Below are 19585 nucleotides of genomic sequence, written 5' to 3'. Positions count from 1 at the left end.
AACTAGAATCAGGGCATGGCAACGACGCGTGACCGTCAACTGCATGACCGCCAATTGGTTGAGCAGTGGCGCAGCATCCAAAACTCCTACTTCCGCACCGCAGGAGCGATTGACCGCGCCCTCGAAGCGAAGTTCGACATTGGCCTCAACGAGTTTGAAATCCTGGACCTCGTTGCCGAAAGTGAAGAGTCTGCGTGCCGGATGAAGGCCTTGGGGGAGCGGACCCCCATGACCCAGAGTGCTGTCTCAAAGGTGGTGGACCGACTGGAAAAAGCCGGCCTGGTGTCCCGCGAAACCTGCGCAGATGATCGCCGTTCCCTCTTCCTGGAACTAACTGAGGCGGGCCGTGCGCTACATGCCAATGCCGCCGTCGAACACCGTGCCCTGCTGAAGGAAAACCTGGGCTCTTAGCCCCGAAAACAAAGCTCAAGATTCTTGAGCCAAAACTGAGCCAACCTTTCGGTAGGCGGCACCCTGGAAGCCTTTCTTTCTCCCCTGATTCCCGCAACAATGGTGCTTGCACGCCAGGCTGGGGTTTGGTGCCGCTGGCTTTGGGGAGTGTATTGTGGGCAACCATCATGAATCAGACCGGGCAGTGGATTTGATCCGCGCCGTAGGCTTCCATCGCGTTCTCATCGCGGGATGCCTCGCCGTCCTGGCTTTCTTTGCGTTTGGCTTCCAACCCTTGAATTCCGTCTCCAGCAGCTCTGTTGGCGGAGCACTGGCGCAGGGGGTGGTGGAACCAACGGCTCTAGGCACCCTGGTGCCGCCGGAAGCCGAGACCTTGGTGATCGACTCCACGCCGGAGCCGCCCGAGCAAATACCCGCCACGCCCATGGTCTACTTCGACCGCGCTCTGGTAAGAACCGTCAGCAAGGACGGTTCCACAGGACTGACCGTTGCCTCCGCAGGCCTTTCGCGACCACCTGCAGGGAGCCTCTACTCACCGCTTGAGGTCCTCAACAAGAGCTCGTCTTACGGCTACCGCTACAGTCCCTTGACTGGCCTGGCCGGAGAATTCCACTGGGGTCAGGACTACGCAGCCGCCTGCGGTACGCGGGTCTACGCCGCAGACGCCGGCGTAGTGCGGGCTGTCGGATGGCATGTGTGGGGCGGTGGCAACCGGGTTGAAATCGAGCATGGCAACGGCTTGGTCACCACGTACAACCACCTTCAGGCAATCGGCGTCACGCAAGGCCAATCGGTGCGGGTGGGCGAGGTTATCGCAGAGGTTGGGACCACGGGCTGGTCCACAGGATGCCACCTTCACTTCGAGACGATCGTCAACGGTCTCCATACTGACCCCGCGAACTGGACACTGCTGTCCATTCGGCAGACTGATCCGCTGCAGACCATCGCCATGGTGAACTACCAGCCCGGTGTCGGAAATGGCGCCTCCGGAACCCCGCAATGGGCCGTTCCTGTATCGGATGGAACCAACCGGGCCGTCATCGGTGGAGAGCACGAACACGACGAACCGCTTCCTGTTCCACCGCCGGCCCCGTCCGGCAGCACTCCGCCGGCCACTTCAACGCCGGGCAACCCCGGCGGAACTCAAACCACTCCGCCGGCCACCTCGACGCCGGGCACCCCCGGCGGAACTCAAACCACGACGCCGACACCCTCACCTTCCGTGACGGCCACACCGACGCCAACCCCGACAACCACTGCTACGCCAACGCCAACGGTTACGCCGACTCCGACGACCACTGCAACGCCGACTCCGACTGGCACCTCCACGCCGTCGCCGTCGACCAGTGCCCCGGAAACCAGTACCGTCCCGCCGACGCTGACCACGGCCCCGGTGGCACCATCTCTTCAATCGGCCATCGCCCCGCCGCCGGCGGTTGTTGAACCGGCTCCGCTCGCGCCCGCGGTCGTGGAGCCAGCTCCGGTAGCTCCCGCTCCGGCGCCGGCAGTGCTTGAACCGGCGCCGGTTGTGCCGGCTCCAGCGCCCGTGATGGTGGAACCAGCGCCCGTTGTCGTGGCGCCAGCACCGGTCATTGTGGAACCAGCGCCGGTAGTTACCCAGGCCGTTCCGCCGGCTCCTGCACCTCCGGTGGCGCCCGCACCTGCGCCCGTCGCTGTCCTTCCAACTGCGCTCCCGGTGGTGGTGCTTCCGCCCGGATACATCCTGATAGCACCGGACCTGGTCCAGCGGCCGGATGGTGTGATCGTGCCGTTGTCCACGCTGATCCTCCCGGCACCCTAAGCCGGACACACGCTGACGGCACGTGAAACGCCGGATAACCCTGCATTTCGCGGCCCCAAGCCAGCTCCCGTAAGCTCGATGGCGGCAAACCCGCCAGACGACGTCGTCAGGAAGCGAATCCCATGTCCAGCCTTTACAGCATTCCCCTCACCTTCAACGATGGCACCGAAGCAGACTTCGGCCGGTTCGAGGGCAAAGCGGTGGTGGTGGTGAACGTCGCTTCTGAGTGCGGCTACACACGCCAGTACGCGGGCCTGGAAGAGCTGTACGGCAAGTACCGGAGCCAGGGGCTGGAGATCCTCGGAGTGCCCTGCAACCAGTTCGGCGGGCAGGAGCCTGGCGCAGACCACGAAATCGCAGAATTCTGCGAGCGCAACTTCGGAGTGTCCTTCCCCCTGACCAGCAAAGCCAACGTCCTTGGCAAGCAGCAGCATCCCCTGTTCGCGGAGCTGGCCCGGGACGAGGACGGGCAGCCGGCCAAGGTGAAATGGAACTTCGAGAAGTTCGTCATAAACCGCGGTGGCGAACTCGTGGCAAGGTTCCCATCCGCAGTGGAGCCTGACTCCGAAGACCTTGTGAAAGCAGTGGAAGAAGCGCTGGCATAGAGCCACCAGTCCTGAAAGGAGGAAAGTAATTTTCCAACATTCCGCCGGAAATTAGCCAGTTGTTGGCTTGTTGTCTGGTTGGATTGGCCCTACTGGATTGATACGGGAGAAGCCGTCTCCCACCAAACGCTAAGGCGAAGCTATGGAGCTCATCGAGGCCGAATACCCCAAACCAGGTCATGTGCTTTTGCACCTGAGCGATCTTCACCTGGTGGGGGGTCCGGGCACGCTCCACGGCTCGGTGGACAGCGCAGCCAGGCTCCAGGAGATCTGCGAGCAAATCATCGCCTCCAGGATCAGGCCCGAGGCCATCATTTTCACCGGAGACCTCGCAGACAAAGGTGAGCTGGAAGCCTACAAGCAACTCCGCGAGATGATTGAACCTCTGTGCGCGTCACTGGGAGCCAAAGCCATCTGGGCCATGGGCAACCATGACAACCGGGCAAACTTCCGTTCCGCGTTCGCCGATGCCTCTGCGGCCAGCAAGCCACAGGATCCCGTGGACCGCAGCTACTTTGTCAACGGACTCCGCATCATCACCCTGGACACCACGGTTCCCGGCCACCACTACGGCGAACTGTCAGAATCCCAGCTGGAGTGGCTGGCCTCTGAACTGGCCACGCCAGCCCCGGACGGCACCATCCTTGCCCTGCATCACCCGCCCGTCCCATGCGTGCAGGACCTCGCCGTGATGGTGGAGCTGCGCGGCCAGGCCGCACTGGCCGCCGTCGTCCGTAACACAGACGTCCGCACCATCCTGGGCGGCCACCTGCACTACTCCACGACGGCGAGCTTCGCAGGCATCCCGGTATCGGTCGCCTCAGCTACCTGTTACACGCAGGACCTGGCGGTGCGCGCCGGCGGACAGCGCGGACGTGACGGGGCGCAGTCCTACAACATGATCCACGTCTACGAGCACACGATCGTGCACTCCGTGGTTCCGATGTCCGGTGGCGTCACCGTTGGGGAGCCCTTGGATGCAGCCGAGGTTCAGCGGCGCCTGGCGGCCGCCGGCATTCGCATTCCGCACGAGTCCCGAGTGGGAGCCCACACTTCGCCGGGCACGCACACCTCGTCGCTCCCGCTTGTTTCTCCCGGTGGCTTTACTTCTCCCAAGGCGCCTTGACGGGGAAGTACTTCTCCAGGAAGTCGGTCACCAGGTCGGCTCGTTCATTTGCCTCGACTTCGGGGAAGCTGCCGTCGTTCAGGCAGAAGAAGTCCATGTGGCGCTTGGCCAGGAGCTTAGGCAGGTAGTGCAGTCCGGCCCACATGGTGGAGTCCACATACCTGACTTTGGCACTGGTCTGCGTGACCGCGCGACCGGTAAGCAGGGCGTAGTAGTGGTAGAACGAGTTGGTCACCGAGATGTTGTCCGCGGCACGGAACCGACTTCCGGCGGTCTTTGCGAACTCGGCCGGGAATTCCTTCTCCATTTGGGCCACCACGCTGCGGCGCAGCGGCGCGGCCGTGTGCTCAAGGTGCCTGGTGGTGATCCGGCCGAAGCGCTCCCACAGCAGCTTGCGGTTCACACGGGCTGCGTTCTCAAAACCGCTGCGTTCGGCGTCATTCTCGCCCAGCCCAATGCGGGTGTCAGCTTCGATGAACTTGGTGATGCCACCGGGCGTGAAGAACATGTCAGGGCCTACGGGGCGGCCAAAGAACATATCGTCATTGGAGTACAGGAAGTGCTCTGAGAGGCCCTTGATGTGGTGCAGCTGGCACTCCACGGCCTGCGAGTTGTGGGTGGGCAGCACAGAGGGGTCTGCGAAGAACTCCTCGCTGCGCACAATGGTCACTGAAGGGTGGTCGGCCAGCCATTCCGGTGCGGGGGAGTCGGTGGCGATGAAGATCCGCCGGATCCAGGGCGCGAACATGTGCACGGAGCGCAGTGCGTACTTCAGCTCGTTGATCTGCCGGAAGCGTGCCTCATGATCGTCGCCCTCGCCAAGGACAGCCTCGGACTGCTGGGCACGCCTCCTGGCGATGTATTCGGGGTCGCTGCCATCCACCCACGAGAAGACGATGTCGACATCGAAGTCGATGTCGCTGGCGTGGTCAGCGAACATGTTCTCGATGGTGGGCCAGGACAGGCCGTGCCGTTGTACTGTGCCGCGCACCGCGTCCTGGCGAAGCATGGTGCGACGGGTGAGGGAATTCTCCACGGGGAGTTCCAAGTGATCGCCCTCAAACCGCCACAGCTCAAGCTGCACGCCCAAGGCCGGGCCGTACCAGAGCCCGCCGCCGATCTCGACGCGCGGCCGGTACAAGCGGAAGATGCGGGCTTTTCGGTTAGCCGAGAGATCGCCGTCCGCCACCAACATGGAGGTCTTCTTCTTGGCGTCCACGGTCATGGAATAGAAAGGCTCATTCCGGAACGCAGTGACCAGCGCCTCCCGAACGTCCTTGCGTGACTCCCAGTCAACGGCGATAACGGGCCGCTCATCATTACCGCGCACCAGGATGAAATCGATACCAGCAGCGTCCAAGGCGGCCCTGACCGCCAGAAGATCGGACACCATGGCCTGTTGCGGAGTCAGGTCGCCGTTGACCAGGGCGTACCGCCCGCGGTGACGGACGACGTCGGACCTGTGCCTAAGATGCGCGACGACGGCAGGCGAGATCGCCTCAGCAATCGTGTCCTCTTCGATGGACGGGCTGCCGTGGTAAATCGGATCGACCTGTGCTTGTGTGATGGCTGTATCTCCGGGATCGTTGCGGTGCAGGTTGCTCTAAGACGTTAAAACTATGATGCGCTGGAACTTAGATCGAAAGGGCTTCACGCCAGCTGCGGAGGAAAGCGCCGCCGGCGTCGTCGTGGATCACGTCATCCGCCAGTTCAAGGTCGGCTGCCGTCAAAATGGTGTAGGGCTTCACCGGTACGCCGTCTGCGGGCCGGACGTCCACGTGCTTCACATCGTGATCGTTGTGGTGAAGCCAGTCTGCCATGGCGTAGTCCGTGCGGGAATCACCTACCGTCCGCCAGGAGAGCGGAGTAATGCCCTGGGCTGCCAGGAGTTCAACCGCGCGGCTGGCTCCGAGGTCCTTGCCCAGTCGGACCGATTCGATGTCCGTGGAGATGATGGTGGGGTCCAGGCGGTAGTCCGCGGCGTCATCGGACTCAGGTGCGTGGTGGTCCAGGATGGCCGCGTTGAGGCCGTGGCGTCCCATGATGTCCAGGGCATCGGCGTCGAAGAGTTTCTGCTCGGCCAGGTAGTCAGCGCTGGCCACGTCCAGGTGCTGCTCCACCGAAACCATGGCGCGCTTGGTCTCGTCGAAGAACATATGTGCTGAATAGTCTTCAGCAACAAGCCTGCGGATATCGTCGCCGTAGGCCTTGGGAACTGCGAGTTCGTGGTCCACGTGGATGGGGCCGGGGCCTTCGGCTGTGTAGCTGAACCACACGGCGCCCTTCTCGCAAATAGCGTGAATGACAGTGTCCGCCGGCATGCCCGCTGCAATCATGGGTTCCATGACTTGCTCACTGATGAACGCGTCAGAGCGGCCCGTGTTGAAGATGACGGGGATCCCGGCCGAAGCCAGGGCCACCATGTCCGCGATGATGTCAGGCTTGACGTCCCGCGTTACAGGACTGGCGATAGGACCGTCGACATCCAGCAGCAGCGCCAAAGCGGGCGTGGCGCGGGCAGCGGTCCGGTCAGTACCTTGCAGCGGTTGAGTCATGATCCCATTCTGTCAGTCCCGGCGGTTCCCATCACAGCTATGACGCGCGACGTCGGATAGTCACCTTTTGGCCACAAGGTGCCTGTGCTGCGGGTCACAAGTTCCGTTAGCGCGGCTTCTTCCATAGGCTTGCAGAGTGATCTTCAAAGCTGTGGGCGAGGGACGCCCGTACCCTGACCATGGATACTCTGCGCCGCGGGACTGGGCTGCCCTGCCCCCGCGTCCTATCCGCCTCGATGAACTCGTTACTACCAAACGGACCCTGGACTTGGAGGCACTGTTGGCTGAGGACTCAACCTTCTTCGGTGATTTGTTCCCGCACGTCGTCCAGTATCAAGGCGTTATGTACCTCGAGGACGGGCTTCACAGGGCGGTCCGCACGGCACTCCATCAGCGGACGGCCATTCACGCACGCGTATTGGTGATCGATGGCTAGCAAGCGCAGGCGTCCCAAAGATGTGACGCAGCTCCACGGCCACCATGTAGTGACGGGCCCGGAGCTTCGGGCAACCTTTGCCGAGGACGCCCAGGCGCACAAAGGCCGCTTCCGGCGGCGGCTGTTCCATGGAATCGTCCTGGTGCTGCTGGTTGGCGTCATAGCGGCCGGAGCCGTTGGTGCGTGGGCGATCATGAACGGCGTGGTCAAGGTTCCCAGCTCAATCGCCAGCAAAGCACCCACCAGCCTCTGTCCCACCACCACGTTTGACTATGTCCCCAACGAGACCGTGGCCCTCAACGTTTTCAATGCCACGTCCCGCGCCGGGCTGGCCAGCACAGTTGCTGACCAGTTCACGGCGCGTGGCTACAAGGTGGCCTCCGTCGACAACAGCGATACCGCTTATTCAGGCGTTGGAGTGGTGGTCTCCGGGGTCAAGGGCCAGGCAGCGGCGTTCAACGTCCAGAGGAATCTTGCCGGAACGGACTACTTCGAAGACAACCGTGAGGACGAGTCCGTGGATGTCATCCTGACGCCTGGTTTCGAAGGCTTGGTGGAGCCCCAATTGGTGGACCAGACCCCGGGAACGCTGCAGTGCCCGCGTGAGGACCTGCGCATTGCGGACAACTCCAAGTGGCCCATCATTCCCACGCTCCCCGCGGATCAGTAGCCAGCTGGGTTCAGTAGCTAGCTGGCGAGGGCGTCGTGGGCCGGCGAATCCAAGCGCACTGGCGTGCCGGCTTGGTCGAAGCGGGCTCCCGCGCCCAATTGGATGAACCGCACTGTTTGTGCCGTGTGGAGTTCGATGGCCGTGTGAACTTCGACGGCTGTGTGAAGCTCGACGTCGGAGGCTGGCGGCGGCGGGGGAGTCCCGCCGTCGGGCGTTCGGTTGCGTCGTGCGGCGCTGGCGGAAAGCGTTCCATGAATGAGCCGCGCCAACTGGGCGACGTCGGTGTCCGGAAGGTAGCCCTGCTCCACACCGTCCTGGAGGATGTCCTGAAGCAGGACGTTAAGGTCACCCACATGGTCTGCGAGCTTCGCGAAGGAACCGGGGGAGAGGACGGCGGCCATGGCCGGTCCTGGCGGCAAGTGGCGGCGGCTGAGATCCTCCACCTGGGCCCGGACATAAAGGGCGAGCCTGTCAACGGGGTTCTCCAGTGCAGCCAGTGAATCGCGGAGGTCCACGATGAAACGCTCGGTTTCGTCCAAGGCGTACGCGATGAGCAGTTGCTCCATATCCGCGTAATAGTTATAGACCGCGGTGCGTCCCACGCCCGCGTGCCGGGCCACATCCGTCATGGTCAGTCCCGGGAGGCCGTGGGTGAAGAGGAGCTCTCCAAAAGCGGTCAGAATCCGACGTTGGGTCTCGGCGCGTTGGGCAGCATTCGTGGCGGCCGTGATCCTTGGCATATAGACACTTTACAGCGATCTGTCACTAAGAGCCGTGAGGCCTCAGCATCAGGTTGCTGCTGGTGCCCGGGCGGTGGTTTTGCGGAGGACCAGGTGCGGCGTTCGGACCACGCTGCCCGGTGACTTTGCCCCTTCGATCCGGTCCACGGCGCGGCCAACGGCGGCGGCGGCAAGGAGCGGAGCGTCCTGGCTGATGGAAGATAACTGGACGTAACTGAGCTTGGCGAAATGGCTGTCGTCATAGCCGAGTACCGATACATCTGCCGGAATGCTGATTCCGGCGGCTCTGAAGCTCGCCATGATGCCGAGGGCCGACCTGTCGTTGAAGGCGATGACAGCCGTGGGCAGATCAGCCTGAAGGATCTGCCCGGCTCCCATGCCATCCTCTTCTCCAGGACCACCAGGGACAACCACGGGTTGGAGCCCGCGTCGGATCATTTCCGTGCGGTATGTCTCCCGGCGTCTGTCAGAAGAGACGGCAGCGCCGCCGTCGACGTGGACGATCCGGCTATGGCCGAGACCAACCAGGTGGTCAACGGCTATCGCGATGCCTGCGTAATCGTCACTGCTGACCGAATCCACGAGGTCGCCCACGTTGTCGCGAAGGAGGCTCACCACCGGCACTTGGCGGGCATGTAGTGCGAGGTCCTCCACGTTGAGGGTGGGCGCGATGATGATCAATGCCTCCGCGCCGACATCCAGCAAGGTTTCAACGGCGCGGGCCTCGGGCCGACCGCTGGCCACCGCGCTCAGGGCTATTTCATAGCCCCTGGCGGAGGCTTCGGCGTAGGCGGCATCCACAATTTCCGCGTGAAAGGGCTGTGAGCTGGAAAAGATGAGGCCCAGGAGCTTGGTCCTGCTGCTCCGCAGCAGCCTCGCCCGGGAGTCTGCCCGATATCCGAGTTGGCGGGCCGCGTCCAATACTCTTTGTCGCGTCGATTCCGCCGCGCCGGGTGCACCCCGCATCACGATGGAAACCAAGGCGCGGGAGACGCCGGCAGCCTCGGCTACGTCCATCAAAGTAGGGCGGCGCTGCAATTCCGACATATTTCCTCCTGGGTGCGAACAGTCTATAGAACGATCTAGACGTAGGGCGAATGACATGTCAGGATGGTGCGACTAGAACGATCTAGAAGACTATTTCAGGAGCTACCATGGGTTACCTTCAGCATCCGGTCACCGAAGACCGGCCCGTTCGTATCGGACTGATCGGAGCGGGATGGATCGGAAGCTTCCACGCTGAGTCCGTTGCGCACCGCATCCCCAATGCCCGGCTTGAAGCAATCGCGGATCCTGCCCTTCCGGCCGTCGAGGAACTGGCCGGCCGCCTGGGCGTTGCCAAGATCAGTAGTGACCCGGCAGATGTGCTGAACGATCCTGATGTGGATGCTGTTCTCATCGCCGCGCCGGCGCGCTTTCATGCGGGGCTGATCGCCGCGGCTGCGCGGGCGGGTAAGCACGCTTTCTGCGAAAAGCCGGGCGGCCGTACCGTGGAAGAACTTGATGACGCACTGGACGCAGCAGGGGCTGCGGGTGTGATCGTCCAGTTCGGTTTCAACCGCCGCTACTCAAGCGACTTCGCCGCCGCCCGCAGGCTCATTGATGACGGTGCCATAGGAACCCCGCAGTTGCTGCGGTCCTTGACCCGCGATCCCGGCAACCCGGACGGGATCGCCAACCCGGAGCGGATTCCGCCGGGCACCATCTTCCTGGAGACACTCATTCACGACTTCGACACCTTGAACTGGCTGAACCCGGGGGCTGTCCCTGTTCGCGTTCATGCTGTGGCTGACGCGCTGGTAGCGCCTGAAGCAAAAGAGGGTGGCCTGTTGGATACCGCTGTAGTCACTGTGACCTACAGCAACGGAGCCATTGCTGTAGCTGAGGCCAACTTCAATGCACTCTACGGCTATGACGTGCGGGGAGAAGTTTTTGGCTCTGCCGGGATGGTGACAGCGGGAGGCCCGCAGGCCAGCGCGGCCATGAGTTACACCGCTGCCGGCATCAATGCGTCCACCGTCCGCCTGAACGTGGACCTCTTTCACGATGCGTATACGGCTGAACTCGTCCACTTCGTGGACTCCGTGAAAGCTGACCGTGACGGTGTCCAAGCTCCCGCCGCGCAAGCTGCCGGTGGAACCGACGCACGGAACGCCTTGGCCGTGGCCTTGGCCGCCTCCCGTTCAGCCCAAACCGGGCTGCCGGTTGACGTGGCAACGATTGCCGAATTGCGTCCAGCGGAACCCGCACTGCACGCCGTAGGTGATGAAGCATGAGCTTCCGCTTGGCTGCCTGCGCTGAAATGCTCTACGGCGAATTGCCTTTGACGGAGCGCGTGAAGAGGATTCATGAGCAAGGCTTTGAGGTGGAGTTGTGGGACACCCGGGGCCGGGACATCGCGGCCCTGGCAGCAACTGGTGCCCGGTTCTCGTCCATGAGCGGTTATTTTGGCGGTAGCCTCACTGATCCCGCCAGCGCCAACGAGGTGCTGGCATCGGCGGAGAAACTGATTCCTGTCGCGCTTGAACTTGGTATCGAGCGTATGGTGGTCCACCCTGCAGAGCTCGGGGAAGGCGGCCGGGCCGTCCGCCCCGTTCACCGATCTACCGGCGAGATGTGGCTGACCGGTGCGCGCACGCTCGAACGCCTGGCGGCATTGGGCGAGAATCACGGAGTGGTCTTCGCGTTGGAGAACTTGAACACTGTGCTGGACCACCCCGGCATCCCCTTGGCACGCGCAAAAGACACTCTGGCGCTGGTCTCGGCGGTTAACCACCCCAACGTCAGGATGATGCTGGACCTCTATCACGCCCAAATTGGTGAGGGCAACCTGATCGAACTCATCCGTGCCGCGTTGCCCTGGATAGGAGAAATACAAGTGGCCGACGTCCCCGGTCGGTGCGAACCTGGCACGGGGGAAATCAACTATCACGTCATCGCCAGTGCTCTTGGAACGGCCGGATACGACGGGGTTGTCGGTCTCGAAGCGCAGGCCGCCGGAGGAGCCGGCCTGGAAGCAGGAGACACCGCACTGGCGGCTTTCCGTGCGGCCTTTGAAAGCTAGCCAAGAGCGGTCGGCGCGCTTGCCATGGGCGATAGTGCACTGCGTCAAAGGGCAAAATCTCGCGTAGCATCAAGGAAAACCGGTCAACAGCAGCGCCGGCCAACAGCAGCTAGGGGGCGTCTTGCGCGCAACGGTCAAGGACGTAGCGCGCCGTGCAGGGGTTTCGCCTAAAACGGTCTCGAACGTGATGAACGGGATCGTGCCCGTGAGCGGCCCCACGCGGCTCAGGGTTGAGCAGGCGATGGCGGAACTGGATTATGTCCCGAATCTCTCGGCGCGCGGACTGCGCAATGGCCGTTCGGGTGTTATTGGACTGGCGCTGCCGGATCTGGCGACTCCCTTTTCTGCGGAGATTGCCCAAAGCATTGTGGAAGTTGCCCACGAGCAAGGTTTCAGCGTGCAGATCGAGGAAACCGGCTCCGACCCGCACCGTGAGCATGAGTTGATGACGCGGGCGCGGGCTAACCTCATCGACGGACTGATTCTCAACCCCGTGGTGCTCAAGGAGAGTGCCGTGCAGGTAGGCGTCGCACTGCCACCAGTTGTTCTCCTGGGCGAAGTCACACAGCAGCTGGCCGACCGCGTCTTTGTGGACAGCTTCGCTGCGGCGCGGGACATGACCCTCGCTTTGGCCAGGCCCGGACGCCGGCGTATCGCAGTTCTGGGTGTGAATCGCGGAAGGCAATCCGCTACGGCGATCCAGAGGGCGGGCGGCTATGAGGCTGCACTGCAGATGCTGGGAATTGCCAAGGATGAGTCGTTGCTGATTTCCTGCGACAGCTGGACGCCTGCTTCAGCGGCTGAATCGCTGGCTGAGTATCTGGACACAAATCCCTTGCCCGAGGCGCTGTTCTGTTTTACGGACTCCATGGCAATCGGTGCCCTGAATACCTTGTGGAAGAGGGGGGTGCACGTTCCGGATGACATCGCGGTAGCCGGTTTCGACGACGTGATCGACGGACGATTTGCGGTACCTTCCCTGACTACCGTGTCCTTCGACAAACGGGCAATTGCCACGGAGGCCTTGCGCCTGTTGACCGAACGCATGTCCGACAGGTCCCACGGGCAACGCTTGGTTGAAATCGATTACGCCATCGTGGAGCGGGACAGCAGCCGAGGCTGAACGCAGCACCCGGGACTGAATCCAGAGCTTGTAAATAAGATTGTGCGCGCTAACAATTTCTCTTGCCCTGTCTATTACAACGATGTAATGTGAGACTCGCATCACCCCAGGGCCAACCTTTACCCGAGCGTGGAGATGCACCGGAACCGGACTTTGCAGTGAAGCAGTGACCTTTCAGCGGACCCATCCAAAGGAGTGACGGGTGAAGCAGTTTGAATCTTTGACCGGGAAAAGTTTGTCCCGGAGACAGTTATTGACAGGATCAGCGCTACTTGGCGGCGGCCTTCTGACCGCAGGCATCACCGGTTGTGGCGGACCCGCCGGAGCCGCGTCCAGGCAAACCATCAACTTTTGGCATCTCCTCTCCGGAGGTGACGGCACCAAGATGCAGGCCATGATCGCGAACGCCAATCAAGCCAACGCGGGTTTCAAGGTGCATCCCACTGTGCTGGCGTGGGGACCGCCCTACTACACCAAACTCGCCATGGCGTCTGCAGGCGGACGGCCACCAGAGGTTGCCATCATGCACGCAAGCAGGGTCCCCGGATATGCCCCGGGCGGCCTCATTGAGCCGTGGGACTTGGGATTGCTGGCGGAGAACGGCATCACCCCGGAGAACTTCGCCCCGCGCATCTGGGAAAAGGGACAGCAGGGTGGAAAAGTCTTCTCCCTGGCACTGGACTCCCACCCGTTCATCATGTTCTACAACACGGATGTGGCCGGCAAAGCCGGGCTTTTGGAAAGCAACGGCCGGTTGCAGGAGGTGAGCTCCCCTGAAGAGTTCAAGGCCATGGCACTGGAGATGCAAAGGATCACCAAGGCCCACGGATTGTCCTTCGGCTACCTGAATTTGGGGTCGCAGATGTGGCGGCTGTTCTACACGCTCTACAAGCAGCACGGGGCGGAGATTGTGCTGACCCCCGGTAAGCCCATGGAGGCCGACCGCGATGCCGCCATCGAGTCACTGGAGTTCATGGCCTCACTCTTCGACGACACCATCGCGGCCAAGAGCGGTGATATCAATACCGGCATTGCAGAGTTTGTCCGGGGTGACTCGGGAATGCTCTTCAGCGGCGGCTGGGAACTGCCCACCATGAAGAAAGCCAACTTGCCGGTTGATGCCGTCACCATCCCTACTCTCTACGGAACGCCCGCTTCCTATGCGGATTCCCATTCCTTTGTCCTTCCACGACAGCTCGCCGTTGATGAAGAGAAACGGAAGGATGCGTACAAGTTTGTTAGCGACGTCTTGAAGGGCTCGCTGTTGTGGGCCGAGGCAGGCCACATCCCGGCCTTCCAGCCTGTTATTCAATCGCCGGCTTACCGCGAGCTCACGCCGCAGGTGCATTACGCCAACGCCGCCGACATCATCGCCTACGATCCCGAGGCCTGGTTCAGTGGCTCCGGCTCGGACTGGCAGACCTACTTTGCCGAGCATATTCAGAACGTGCTTCTGGGACGCGATAAGGCAGTCACAGGTTGGGACGGCTTTGTGGCCCGCACCAACGATCTTCTTTCCCGACCCAACCCGGTCTGACCGGCACCAGCGCACCGAGCGACATAGGAGTCCTTCATGAGTTCCTCTACAGCGTCCCGGCAGGTCAGCCAACCGCGGACAAACCTCAGCCCTGGCGTTAAAACCGGGTTATCCCTCAGGAGAAGAAGGGACAACCTGAACGGTTGGGCGTTTGCAGCCCCCTTCCTGGTGTTCTTCCTCGTCTTCCTCATTTGGCCCATCCTCTACGGCTTCTACATGAGCCTCACGGGCAAATCCCTGACAGGCGCCAACGACAGCCTCATCGGTTTTGCCAACTATGCGGAAGCATTTGCCGATTCGGGCATGTGGCGTTCACTGGGCAACACCCTGTATTTCACGGTCATCAGTACTGTCCCGCTGGTGCTGGTTGCGTTGGTGATGGCGGCGCTCCTGAACATCGGCCTTCCGGCCCAATGGCTATGGCGGCTCTCCTACTTTGCGCCGTTCCTGTTGGCTTCCACGGTTGTTTCGTTGTTCTTCGTCTGGATGTACAACCCGCAACTCGGCCTGATCAACGATTTCCTGTCGAAGTTCGGAATACCAAAAGTCGGGTGGCTGAACGACCCCAACGTGGCCATGTGGTCGATCGTGATCGCGACACTCTGGTGGACAGTGGGCTTCAACTTCCTGCTGTATCTGGCAGCCATGCAGAACATTCCTGCACAGCACTATGAGGCGGCGTCCCTTGACGGTGCCGGCGCTTGGCGGCAGTTCTTCTCCATTACCTTGCCGCAGCTGACACCGACCACCGTGATGATTGTGTTGCTCCAGATCCTTGCTTCCTTGAAGGTGTTTGACCAGATCTACCAGATGACGGCGGGCGGGCCGGGCGGATCTACCCGACCAGTTGTCCAGTACATCTTCGAAACCGGGTTTACCGGATACCGGCTGGGATATTCAGCAGCCATCTCCTACATCTTCTTCGGACTGATCGTGCTGGTTTCGGTGCTGCAGTTCGTCATCACACGTCGCAGGAGTTCATAGCCATGGCAATTTCCACCCTTACCCGTTCCACGCCCGCCACAGGTTCCAGCCAGGTCATACGCCAGCCGCGCAAAAAGTGGACCGTGGGCAAGATCGCGGCAGTGGCGGTCGCCGCCTTCATCGCCGTTCTTTGGCTGGTTCCCTTCGCCTGGGCGACAGTTACTGCCTTCAAGTCCGAAGCAGATGCCTCAGCCTCCAAGGTCAGTTGGTTTCCGCCGTCGGGTTTTACCTTTGACGCCTTTATCAATGTGTTCCAGGCCGGCAATATCCCGCTGTGGACGTGGAACTCCCTCTACACCTCAGCGGCCATCACAGCCATCACCCTGGTGATCTCGGCCCTCATGGCTTACGCCTTGTCCAGGATTGAGTTCAAAGGCAAGAAGGTCCTGATGGCGGTGATCATCGCCGCCATTATCGTCCCGCCACCCGTGCTGATGATTCCGCTGTTCTACCAAATGCTCGCATTGAAAATGATCGACACCTCCTGGGCCATCATCCTGCCCCAGGTCATCCATCCCGCCATGGTGTTCGTCCTCAAAAAGTTCTTCGATCAAATCCCCCATGAGCTGGAAGAAGCGGCTGTGATGGATGGTGCCAGTCGTCTCCGAATCTTCATGCAGATCATCCTGCCGTTGTCCCGGCCGATCCTGGCCGCCGTCGCCATCTTTGTCTTCATTGGGGCGTGGAACAACTTCCTCTGGCCCTTCATCTCCACCAATGACGACTCCTTGCTGACCCTCCCCGTGGGCTTGCAAACCATCAAGAGCGCCTACGGCGTGCAGTACGCACAAAACATGGCGTCCGCACTGCTGGCCGCACTTCCACTGATCGTTGTTTTCCTCTTCTTCCAGCGCCAAATCATCAAGGGCGTTGCGACCACGGGACTCGCCGGAACGTAACCGGCACCCTTTCGCGAACCACCAGTTTCAGAACACCACAGATTTAGAACACAACCAAGGAGATACATGTCCCGCGCACGCATCACCCTCGACCGCGACTTCACCATTGGCGAGGTACCCCGACGACTCTTCGGCTCCTTCGTGGAGCACATGGGCCGTTGTGTCTACACCGGCATCTATGAGCCCGGGCACCCCGAGGCTGACGGGAACGGCTTCCGCCAGGACGTCCTCAAGCTCGTCAAAGAACTCGGCGCCACCGTCATCCGTTACCCCGGCGGCAACTTCGTTTCCGGATACAACTGGGAAGACGGAATCGGCCCGCGCGAAAACAGGCCACGTCGGCTGGACGGAGCCTGGCACACCGTGGAGACCAACGCCTTTGGCCTGCACGAGTTTGTGGACTGGTCCAAGCAGGCCGGCACGGAAATCATGGAAGCCATCAACCTGGGCACCAGGGGAGTGGACGCTGCACGCGAGATCGTGGAGTACGCCAACCACCCCGGAGGAACCTACCTGTCCGATCTCCGCGCCAAGAACGGCCACAAGGACCCGTTCAACATCAAGCTCTGGTGCTTGGGCAACGAGATGGACGGGCCCTGGCAGATCGGCCACAAGACCGCCGACGAGTACGGACGCTTGGCGCAGGAAGCAGCCAAGGCCATGCGATTCGTGGACCCCTCGCTTGAATTGGTGGCTTGCGGCAGCTCCAACTCCGGAATGCCGACGTTCGGTGCCTGGGAGCAGACAGTCCTCACGCACACTTACGACGAAGTGGACTACGTGTCGCTCCACGCCTACTACTACGAGCACGAAGGCGACGTGGGCAGCTTCCTGGCCTCCGCCGTCGATACCGACTATTTCATCGAATCAGTGATCGCCACGGCCGACGCCGTTCGTGCCAAGGGCAAGCACAAGAAGCACATCAATCTGTCCTTCGATGAGTGGAACGTCTGGTACCAGCGCGGCCTGGACACCGAGGACCAGCCACACAACGTGATTAAGGCCGGATGGCGCGAGCACCCGCGCGTCATTGAAGACAAGTACAACGTCACCGATGCTGTGGTGGTGGGGACGCTGCTCAACTCCCTGCTCCGCCACGGTGACCGCGTGAAGATCGCCAACCAGGCCCAGTTGGTTAACGTGATTGCGCCGATTCTCTCGGAAGAGAACGGACCGGCCTGGAAGCAGACCATCTTCCACCCGTTCGCGCGGATGGCCGAGCTCGCCAAGGGCCAGATCCTGCGGCTTTCGGTGGATTCGGACAAGTACTCGAACAACCGCTTCGGGGACACGGACCTGGTGGACGTCAGCGCTACGTGGAACGAGGAAACCGGACGGGTCGCACTCTTCTTCGCGAACCGCGGACTGGAAGAAGCCGCCGACGTCGAGGTTGCCCTGCGCGGTTTCGACGCCCGCCAGGTGCTCCGCGCCGAAGTCCTCGAAATCCCCGAGGACGGCGACCGCTTCACCATCAATTCCCAGGACCAGCCGGGCCGTGTTGGCCTGACGGCACTGGAAGGTGTGAAGGCGACCGGTTCCGAACTCCGCCTGACACTGCCCGCCCTGTCCTGGGCCGTCGTCGAGCTTGATGTGGTGAAAGCCTAGATACGCACCCAACTGGGTAACAGTAAACGTCGCAATGAGCGCTCATTGCGACGTTTACTGTTACCTACTTGGGTTAGGGTTCGACGGCGGGGGCTACTTAGACTGCGCAGCCGTCCGGGCCGCAGGCCTCGGCGTCGGAGGCGCCCACGGGGATCAGCGGGTTGGCTTCCTGCCATGCCTGGTTCAGTGCTTCGCTGAAAAGATCAACCGGCTGGGCACCGGAGATGCCGTACTTGCGGTCGATGACGAAGAACGGGACACCGGTGACGCCGATGGCGCGGGCCTCGTTGATGTCCTGCGTGACCTCGTCCGCGTACTTGTCGGAGGTGAAGAGCTCGGCAACCTCGTCGGTGGGCAACTTAAGTGCTGCGCCGAGTTCCGTGAGGTACTCGTGGTTGCCGATGTCCTTGCCGTGCTCGAAGTGATCACTGAGCAGGCGTTCCTTGGCGGTGTCCTGGCGTCCGTGGGCGGCGGCAAGGTGGATGAGGCGGTGGGCGGTGAAGCTGTTGGCCACAACAACTTTGTCGAAGTGGTAATCCAGTCCTTCGCCCTTGGCGGTCTCCGTGACATGGCTGAACATCTGCTTGACCTGCTCCGGAGCCATACCCTTGCGCTTGCTCAGGTAGTCCAACTCGGTGCCGTCGTAGTGTTCCGGGACCGAGGGATCCAGCTGGTAGCTCTTCCACTCCACGTCAACCGAATCGCGGTGCGGGAACTGTGCCAGGGCGCTCTCAAAACGGCGCTTGCCGATGTAGCACCACGGACACGCGACGTCTGACCAGATCTCAATCTTCATGTTGGCTGCAACGCCCTGACGTGGCCCGACATTCCGGGAGCCTGCTGTTAGTTTCCTCACCTGCCCAAAGGGTGTTGCCGGGGCGGCCGCTCAAGAATATGTTGGAAGCAGGTTATGCAGACAGCCTATGGGTTGGGGGTCTACACAGAGAAGATCTCGTGCGCATCGGACTCATAGTTGGACCTTGGTTTACCGTACCGCCCGAAAAATACGGCGGAACAGAGCGTGTGGTGGATGCGTTGGCGCGGGCCTTGTCCGACGCCGGCCACGAAGTCCTGCTGGCAACGGCGGCGGACAGTACTTGCCCTGTGCCCCAAATCCCGGGCGTTGGCCCAGCCGTTCCGGAGGACCTCGGGCAGAGCTTCAGCGAATTGGGGCACGTCATCAAGGCCTACGCGGAGCTGCGGGACGTGGACATCATCCATGACCACACCCTGGCCGGTCCGCTCTATGCGCACAGACCACCGGGCATCCCGGTAGTCACCACCATTCACGGACCTTTGTCGCCCAGCTACGCGCCGCTGTACCGCGACATGGCACAGGACACCGCCATCATCGCCATCTCCCATGATCAATGCAGCCGGGTGGAGGACCTTGAGATCTCCGCAGTCATCCACCACGGGATCGACCTCTCGGCAGTGAGCGTCGGCCGCGGTGCCGGGGGATACGCCTGTTTTGTGGGCCGTATGTGCCCGGACAAGGGGCTTCTGGAAGCGATAGCGGTGGCTCGGCAGGCAGGGATGCCCCTTCGCATCGCCGCTAAGATGCACTCTCGGGATGAGGTGCAATTCTTCGACCACGTTGTGGAGCCCATGCTGGGTCCCAACGAAGACTTCCTGGGCGAGCTGTCCGACCCCGAGAAGTACGAGTTGATGGGTGATGCCTTCGTCTTGCTCAACCCCATCCAATGGCCCGAGCCCTTCGGACTGGTGATGATCGAAGCACTTGCCACAGGAACCCCTGTCCTGGCAACTTCCATGGGGGCCGCGCCGGAAATCCTGTCCCATGGAGTCAACGGGTTCCTTGCCCCCACTCAAGACCTGGCCGGGTACATGGACGCGGTAGCGGGGATCAGCCGGGACGTGTGCCGCCGCTCGGTAGAGGACAACTTCACAGCCGCCCGCATGGCTGCGGACCATCTGGAACTGTATGGCCGTGTGATCGAACAATTCAAGGCAAAAGGCCTTCCCGCCGACGGCTTGTTGCAAGAGAATCAGAGTCAGGCCCTGTAGC

At 61.8% G+C, this 19585-nt stretch carries 19 protein-coding genes; 14 read left to right on the top strand and 5 right to left on the bottom strand.

Translation table 11 applies throughout. The features are described from left to right. Window positions 1-15: 15 nt before the first annotated feature. The 4 genes from ACZ881_RS04805 to ACZ881_RS04790 all read left to right on the top strand — a co-directional run bounded on the left by ACZ881_RS04805 (window position 16) and on the right by ACZ881_RS04790 (window position 3943). Window positions 16-411 carry a MarR family winged helix-turn-helix transcriptional regulator gene (locus tag ACZ881_RS04805; protein ID WP_011773425.1) on the top strand — a complete coding sequence of 132 codons (396 nt, stop codon included), beginning with the start codon at window positions 16-18 and terminating at the stop codon, window positions 409-411. 154 nt (window positions 412-565) lie between these two features. Then, window positions 566-2212, top strand: coding sequence for a M23 family metallopeptidase (locus tag ACZ881_RS04800; protein WP_476112922.1), 1647 nt, complete (start codon window positions 566-568; stop codon window positions 2210-2212). A 122-nt stretch (window positions 2213-2334) separates the two neighbouring features. Further along, the gene (locus ACZ881_RS04795) at window positions 2335-2817 is read left to right on the top strand and encodes a glutathione peroxidase (RefSeq protein WP_091465210.1); all 483 of its coding nucleotides are present in this window, start codon (window positions 2335-2337) and stop codon (window positions 2815-2817) included. 142 nt (window positions 2818-2959) lie between these two features. After that, a complete protein-coding gene (locus ACZ881_RS04790) occupies window positions 2960-3943 on the top strand; it encodes a phosphodiesterase (protein WP_091465212.1) in 984 nt (327 codons plus the stop codon). Here the strand turns inward: ACZ881_RS04790 and ACZ881_RS04785 are convergent. Beyond that, a complete protein-coding gene (locus ACZ881_RS04785; RefSeq protein WP_476113857.1) occupies window positions 3921-5510 on the bottom strand; it encodes a stealth family protein in 1590 nt (529 codons plus the stop codon). The genes ACZ881_RS04790 and ACZ881_RS04785 overlap by 23 nt on opposite strands. A 67-nt stretch (window positions 5511-5577) precedes the next feature. Further along, on the bottom strand, window positions 5578-6498 hold the full coding sequence (locus tag ACZ881_RS04780; RefSeq protein ID WP_091465215.1) for a Cof-type HAD-IIB family hydrolase: 921 nt from the start codon (window positions 6496-6498) through the stop codon (window positions 5578-5580). 136 nt (window positions 6499-6634) lie between these two features. On the opposite strand from ACZ881_RS04780, the gene ACZ881_RS04775 reads away from it, so the two are divergent. Together ACZ881_RS04775 and ACZ881_RS04770 are read left to right on the top strand one after the other, a co-directional pair. Further along, window positions 6635-6934: a type II toxin-antitoxin system VapB family antitoxin gene (locus ACZ881_RS04775; RefSeq protein ID WP_011773432.1), complete on the top strand. Its 300-nt coding sequence runs from the start codon at window positions 6635-6637 to the stop codon at window positions 6932-6934. 22 nt (window positions 6935-6956) lie between these two features. Beyond that, window positions 6957-7604, top strand: coding sequence for a LytR C-terminal domain-containing protein (locus ACZ881_RS04770; RefSeq protein WP_091465216.1), 648 nt, complete (start codon window positions 6957-6959; stop codon window positions 7602-7604). 17 nt (window positions 7605-7621) lie between these two features. Here the strand turns inward: ACZ881_RS04770 and ACZ881_RS04765 are convergent, their stop codons facing one another. Further along, window positions 7622-8344, bottom strand: coding sequence for a TetR/AcrR family transcriptional regulator (locus ACZ881_RS04765; protein WP_476112918.1), 723 nt, complete (start codon window positions 8342-8344; stop codon window positions 7622-7624). A 48-nt stretch (window positions 8345-8392) separates the two neighbouring features. Continuing rightward, window positions 8393-9391: a LacI family DNA-binding transcriptional regulator gene (locus tag ACZ881_RS04760; RefSeq protein ID WP_476112916.1), complete on the bottom strand. Its 999-nt coding sequence runs from the start codon at window positions 9389-9391 to the stop codon at window positions 8393-8395. A gap of 107 nt (window positions 9392-9498) precedes the next feature. On the opposite strand from ACZ881_RS04760, the gene ACZ881_RS04755 reads away from it, so the two are divergent. From ACZ881_RS04755 to arfA, 7 genes are all read left to right on the top strand, one after another. Next, window positions 9499-10620, top strand: coding sequence for a Gfo/Idh/MocA family oxidoreductase (locus ACZ881_RS04755; RefSeq protein WP_476112914.1), 1122 nt, complete (start codon window positions 9499-9501; stop codon window positions 10618-10620). Continuing rightward, entirely contained in the window at window positions 10617-11408 is a 792-nt protein-coding gene (locus tag ACZ881_RS04750; protein ID WP_476112912.1) for a TIM barrel protein, read from the top strand. The genes ACZ881_RS04755 and ACZ881_RS04750 overlap by 4 nt, the downstream gene beginning before the upstream one ends. Window positions 11409-11529: 121 nt before the next feature. Then, entirely contained in the window at window positions 11530-12531 is a 1002-nt protein-coding gene (locus ACZ881_RS04745) for a LacI family DNA-binding transcriptional regulator (protein ID WP_179018840.1), read from the top strand. Window positions 12532-12733: 202 nt separating this feature from the next. After that, window positions 12734-14068 carry an extracellular solute-binding protein gene (locus ACZ881_RS04740; protein ID WP_476112909.1) on the top strand — a complete coding sequence of 445 codons (1335 nt, stop codon included), beginning with the start codon at window positions 12734-12736 and terminating at the stop codon, window positions 14066-14068. Between the two features lie 36 nt (window positions 14069-14104). Continuing rightward, complete coding sequence (locus tag ACZ881_RS04735) at window positions 14105-15052, top strand: carbohydrate ABC transporter permease (RefSeq protein ID WP_476112907.1); 948 nt, start codon at window positions 14105-14107, stop codon at window positions 15050-15052. A 2-nt stretch (window positions 15053-15054) separates the two neighbouring features. After that, complete coding sequence (locus ACZ881_RS04730; protein WP_476112905.1) at window positions 15055-15951, top strand: carbohydrate ABC transporter permease; 897 nt, start codon at window positions 15055-15057, stop codon at window positions 15949-15951. 66 nt (window positions 15952-16017) lie between these two features. Beyond that, window positions 16018-17556 carry an arabinosylfuranosidase ArfA gene (arfA, locus tag ACZ881_RS04725; RefSeq protein WP_476112903.1) on the top strand — a complete coding sequence of 513 codons (1539 nt, stop codon included), beginning with the start codon at window positions 16018-16020 and terminating at the stop codon, window positions 17554-17556. Between the two features lie 97 nt (window positions 17557-17653). Here the strand turns inward: arfA and ACZ881_RS04720 are convergent, their stop codons facing one another. Continuing rightward, entirely contained in the window at window positions 17654-18352 is a 699-nt protein-coding gene (locus ACZ881_RS04720; RefSeq protein ID WP_476112902.1) for a DsbA family oxidoreductase, read from the bottom strand. A 158-nt stretch (window positions 18353-18510) separates the two neighbouring features. Here ACZ881_RS04720 and ACZ881_RS04715 point away from each other — a divergent pair, with 158 nt between their 5' ends. Beyond that, window positions 18511-19584, top strand: coding sequence for a glycosyltransferase family 4 protein (locus tag ACZ881_RS04715; RefSeq protein ID WP_476112900.1), 1074 nt, complete (start codon window positions 18511-18513; stop codon window positions 19582-19584). Window position 19585: the final 1 nt, after the last annotated feature.

Source organism: Paenarthrobacter sp. TE3676 (assembly GCF_056279165.1).
Note: the sequence above shows the minus strand (reverse complement) of the source record. Positions and strands in the feature narration are given on the sequence as shown.

Bases quoted from the DNA above. Each gene is read 5' to 3' on its own strand.
- ACZ881_RS04755 (WP_476112914.1), top strand. From the start codon at position 9,499: ATGGGTTACCTTCAGCATCCGGTCACCGAAGACCGGCCCGTTCGTATC.
- ACZ881_RS04765 (WP_476112918.1), bottom strand. From the start codon at position 8,344: ATGCCAAGGATCACGGCCGCCACGAATGCTGCCCAACGCGCCGAGACC.
- ACZ881_RS04735 (WP_476112907.1), top strand. From the start codon at position 14,105: ATGAGTTCCTCTACAGCGTCCCGGCAGGTCAGCCAACCGCGGACAAAC.
- ACZ881_RS04750 (WP_476112912.1), top strand. From the start codon at position 10,617: ATGAGCTTCCGCTTGGCTGCCTGCGCTGAAATGCTCTACGGCGAATTG.
- ACZ881_RS04805 (WP_011773425.1), top strand. From the start codon at position 16: ATGGCAACGACGCGTGACCGTCAACTGCATGACCGCCAATTGGTTGAG.
- ACZ881_RS04730 (WP_476112905.1), top strand. From the start codon at position 15,055: ATGGCAATTTCCACCCTTACCCGTTCCACGCCCGCCACAGGTTCCAGC.
- ACZ881_RS04780 (WP_091465215.1), bottom strand. From the start codon at position 6,498: ATGACTCAACCGCTGCAAGGTACTGACCGGACCGCTGCCCGCGCCACG.
- ACZ881_RS04795 (WP_091465210.1), top strand. From the start codon at position 2,335: ATGTCCAGCCTTTACAGCATTCCCCTCACCTTCAACGATGGCACCGAA.
- ACZ881_RS04760 (WP_476112916.1), bottom strand. From the start codon at position 9,391: ATGTCGGAATTGCAGCGCCGCCCTACTTTGATGGACGTAGCCGAGGCT.
- ACZ881_RS04720 (WP_476112902.1), bottom strand. From the start codon at position 18,352: ATGAAGATTGAGATCTGGTCAGACGTCGCGTGTCCGTGGTGCTACATC.
- arfA (WP_476112903.1), top strand. From the start codon at position 16,018: ATGTCCCGCGCACGCATCACCCTCGACCGCGACTTCACCATTGGCGAG.
- ACZ881_RS04790 (WP_091465212.1), top strand. From the start codon at position 2,960: ATGGAGCTCATCGAGGCCGAATACCCCAAACCAGGTCATGTGCTTTTG.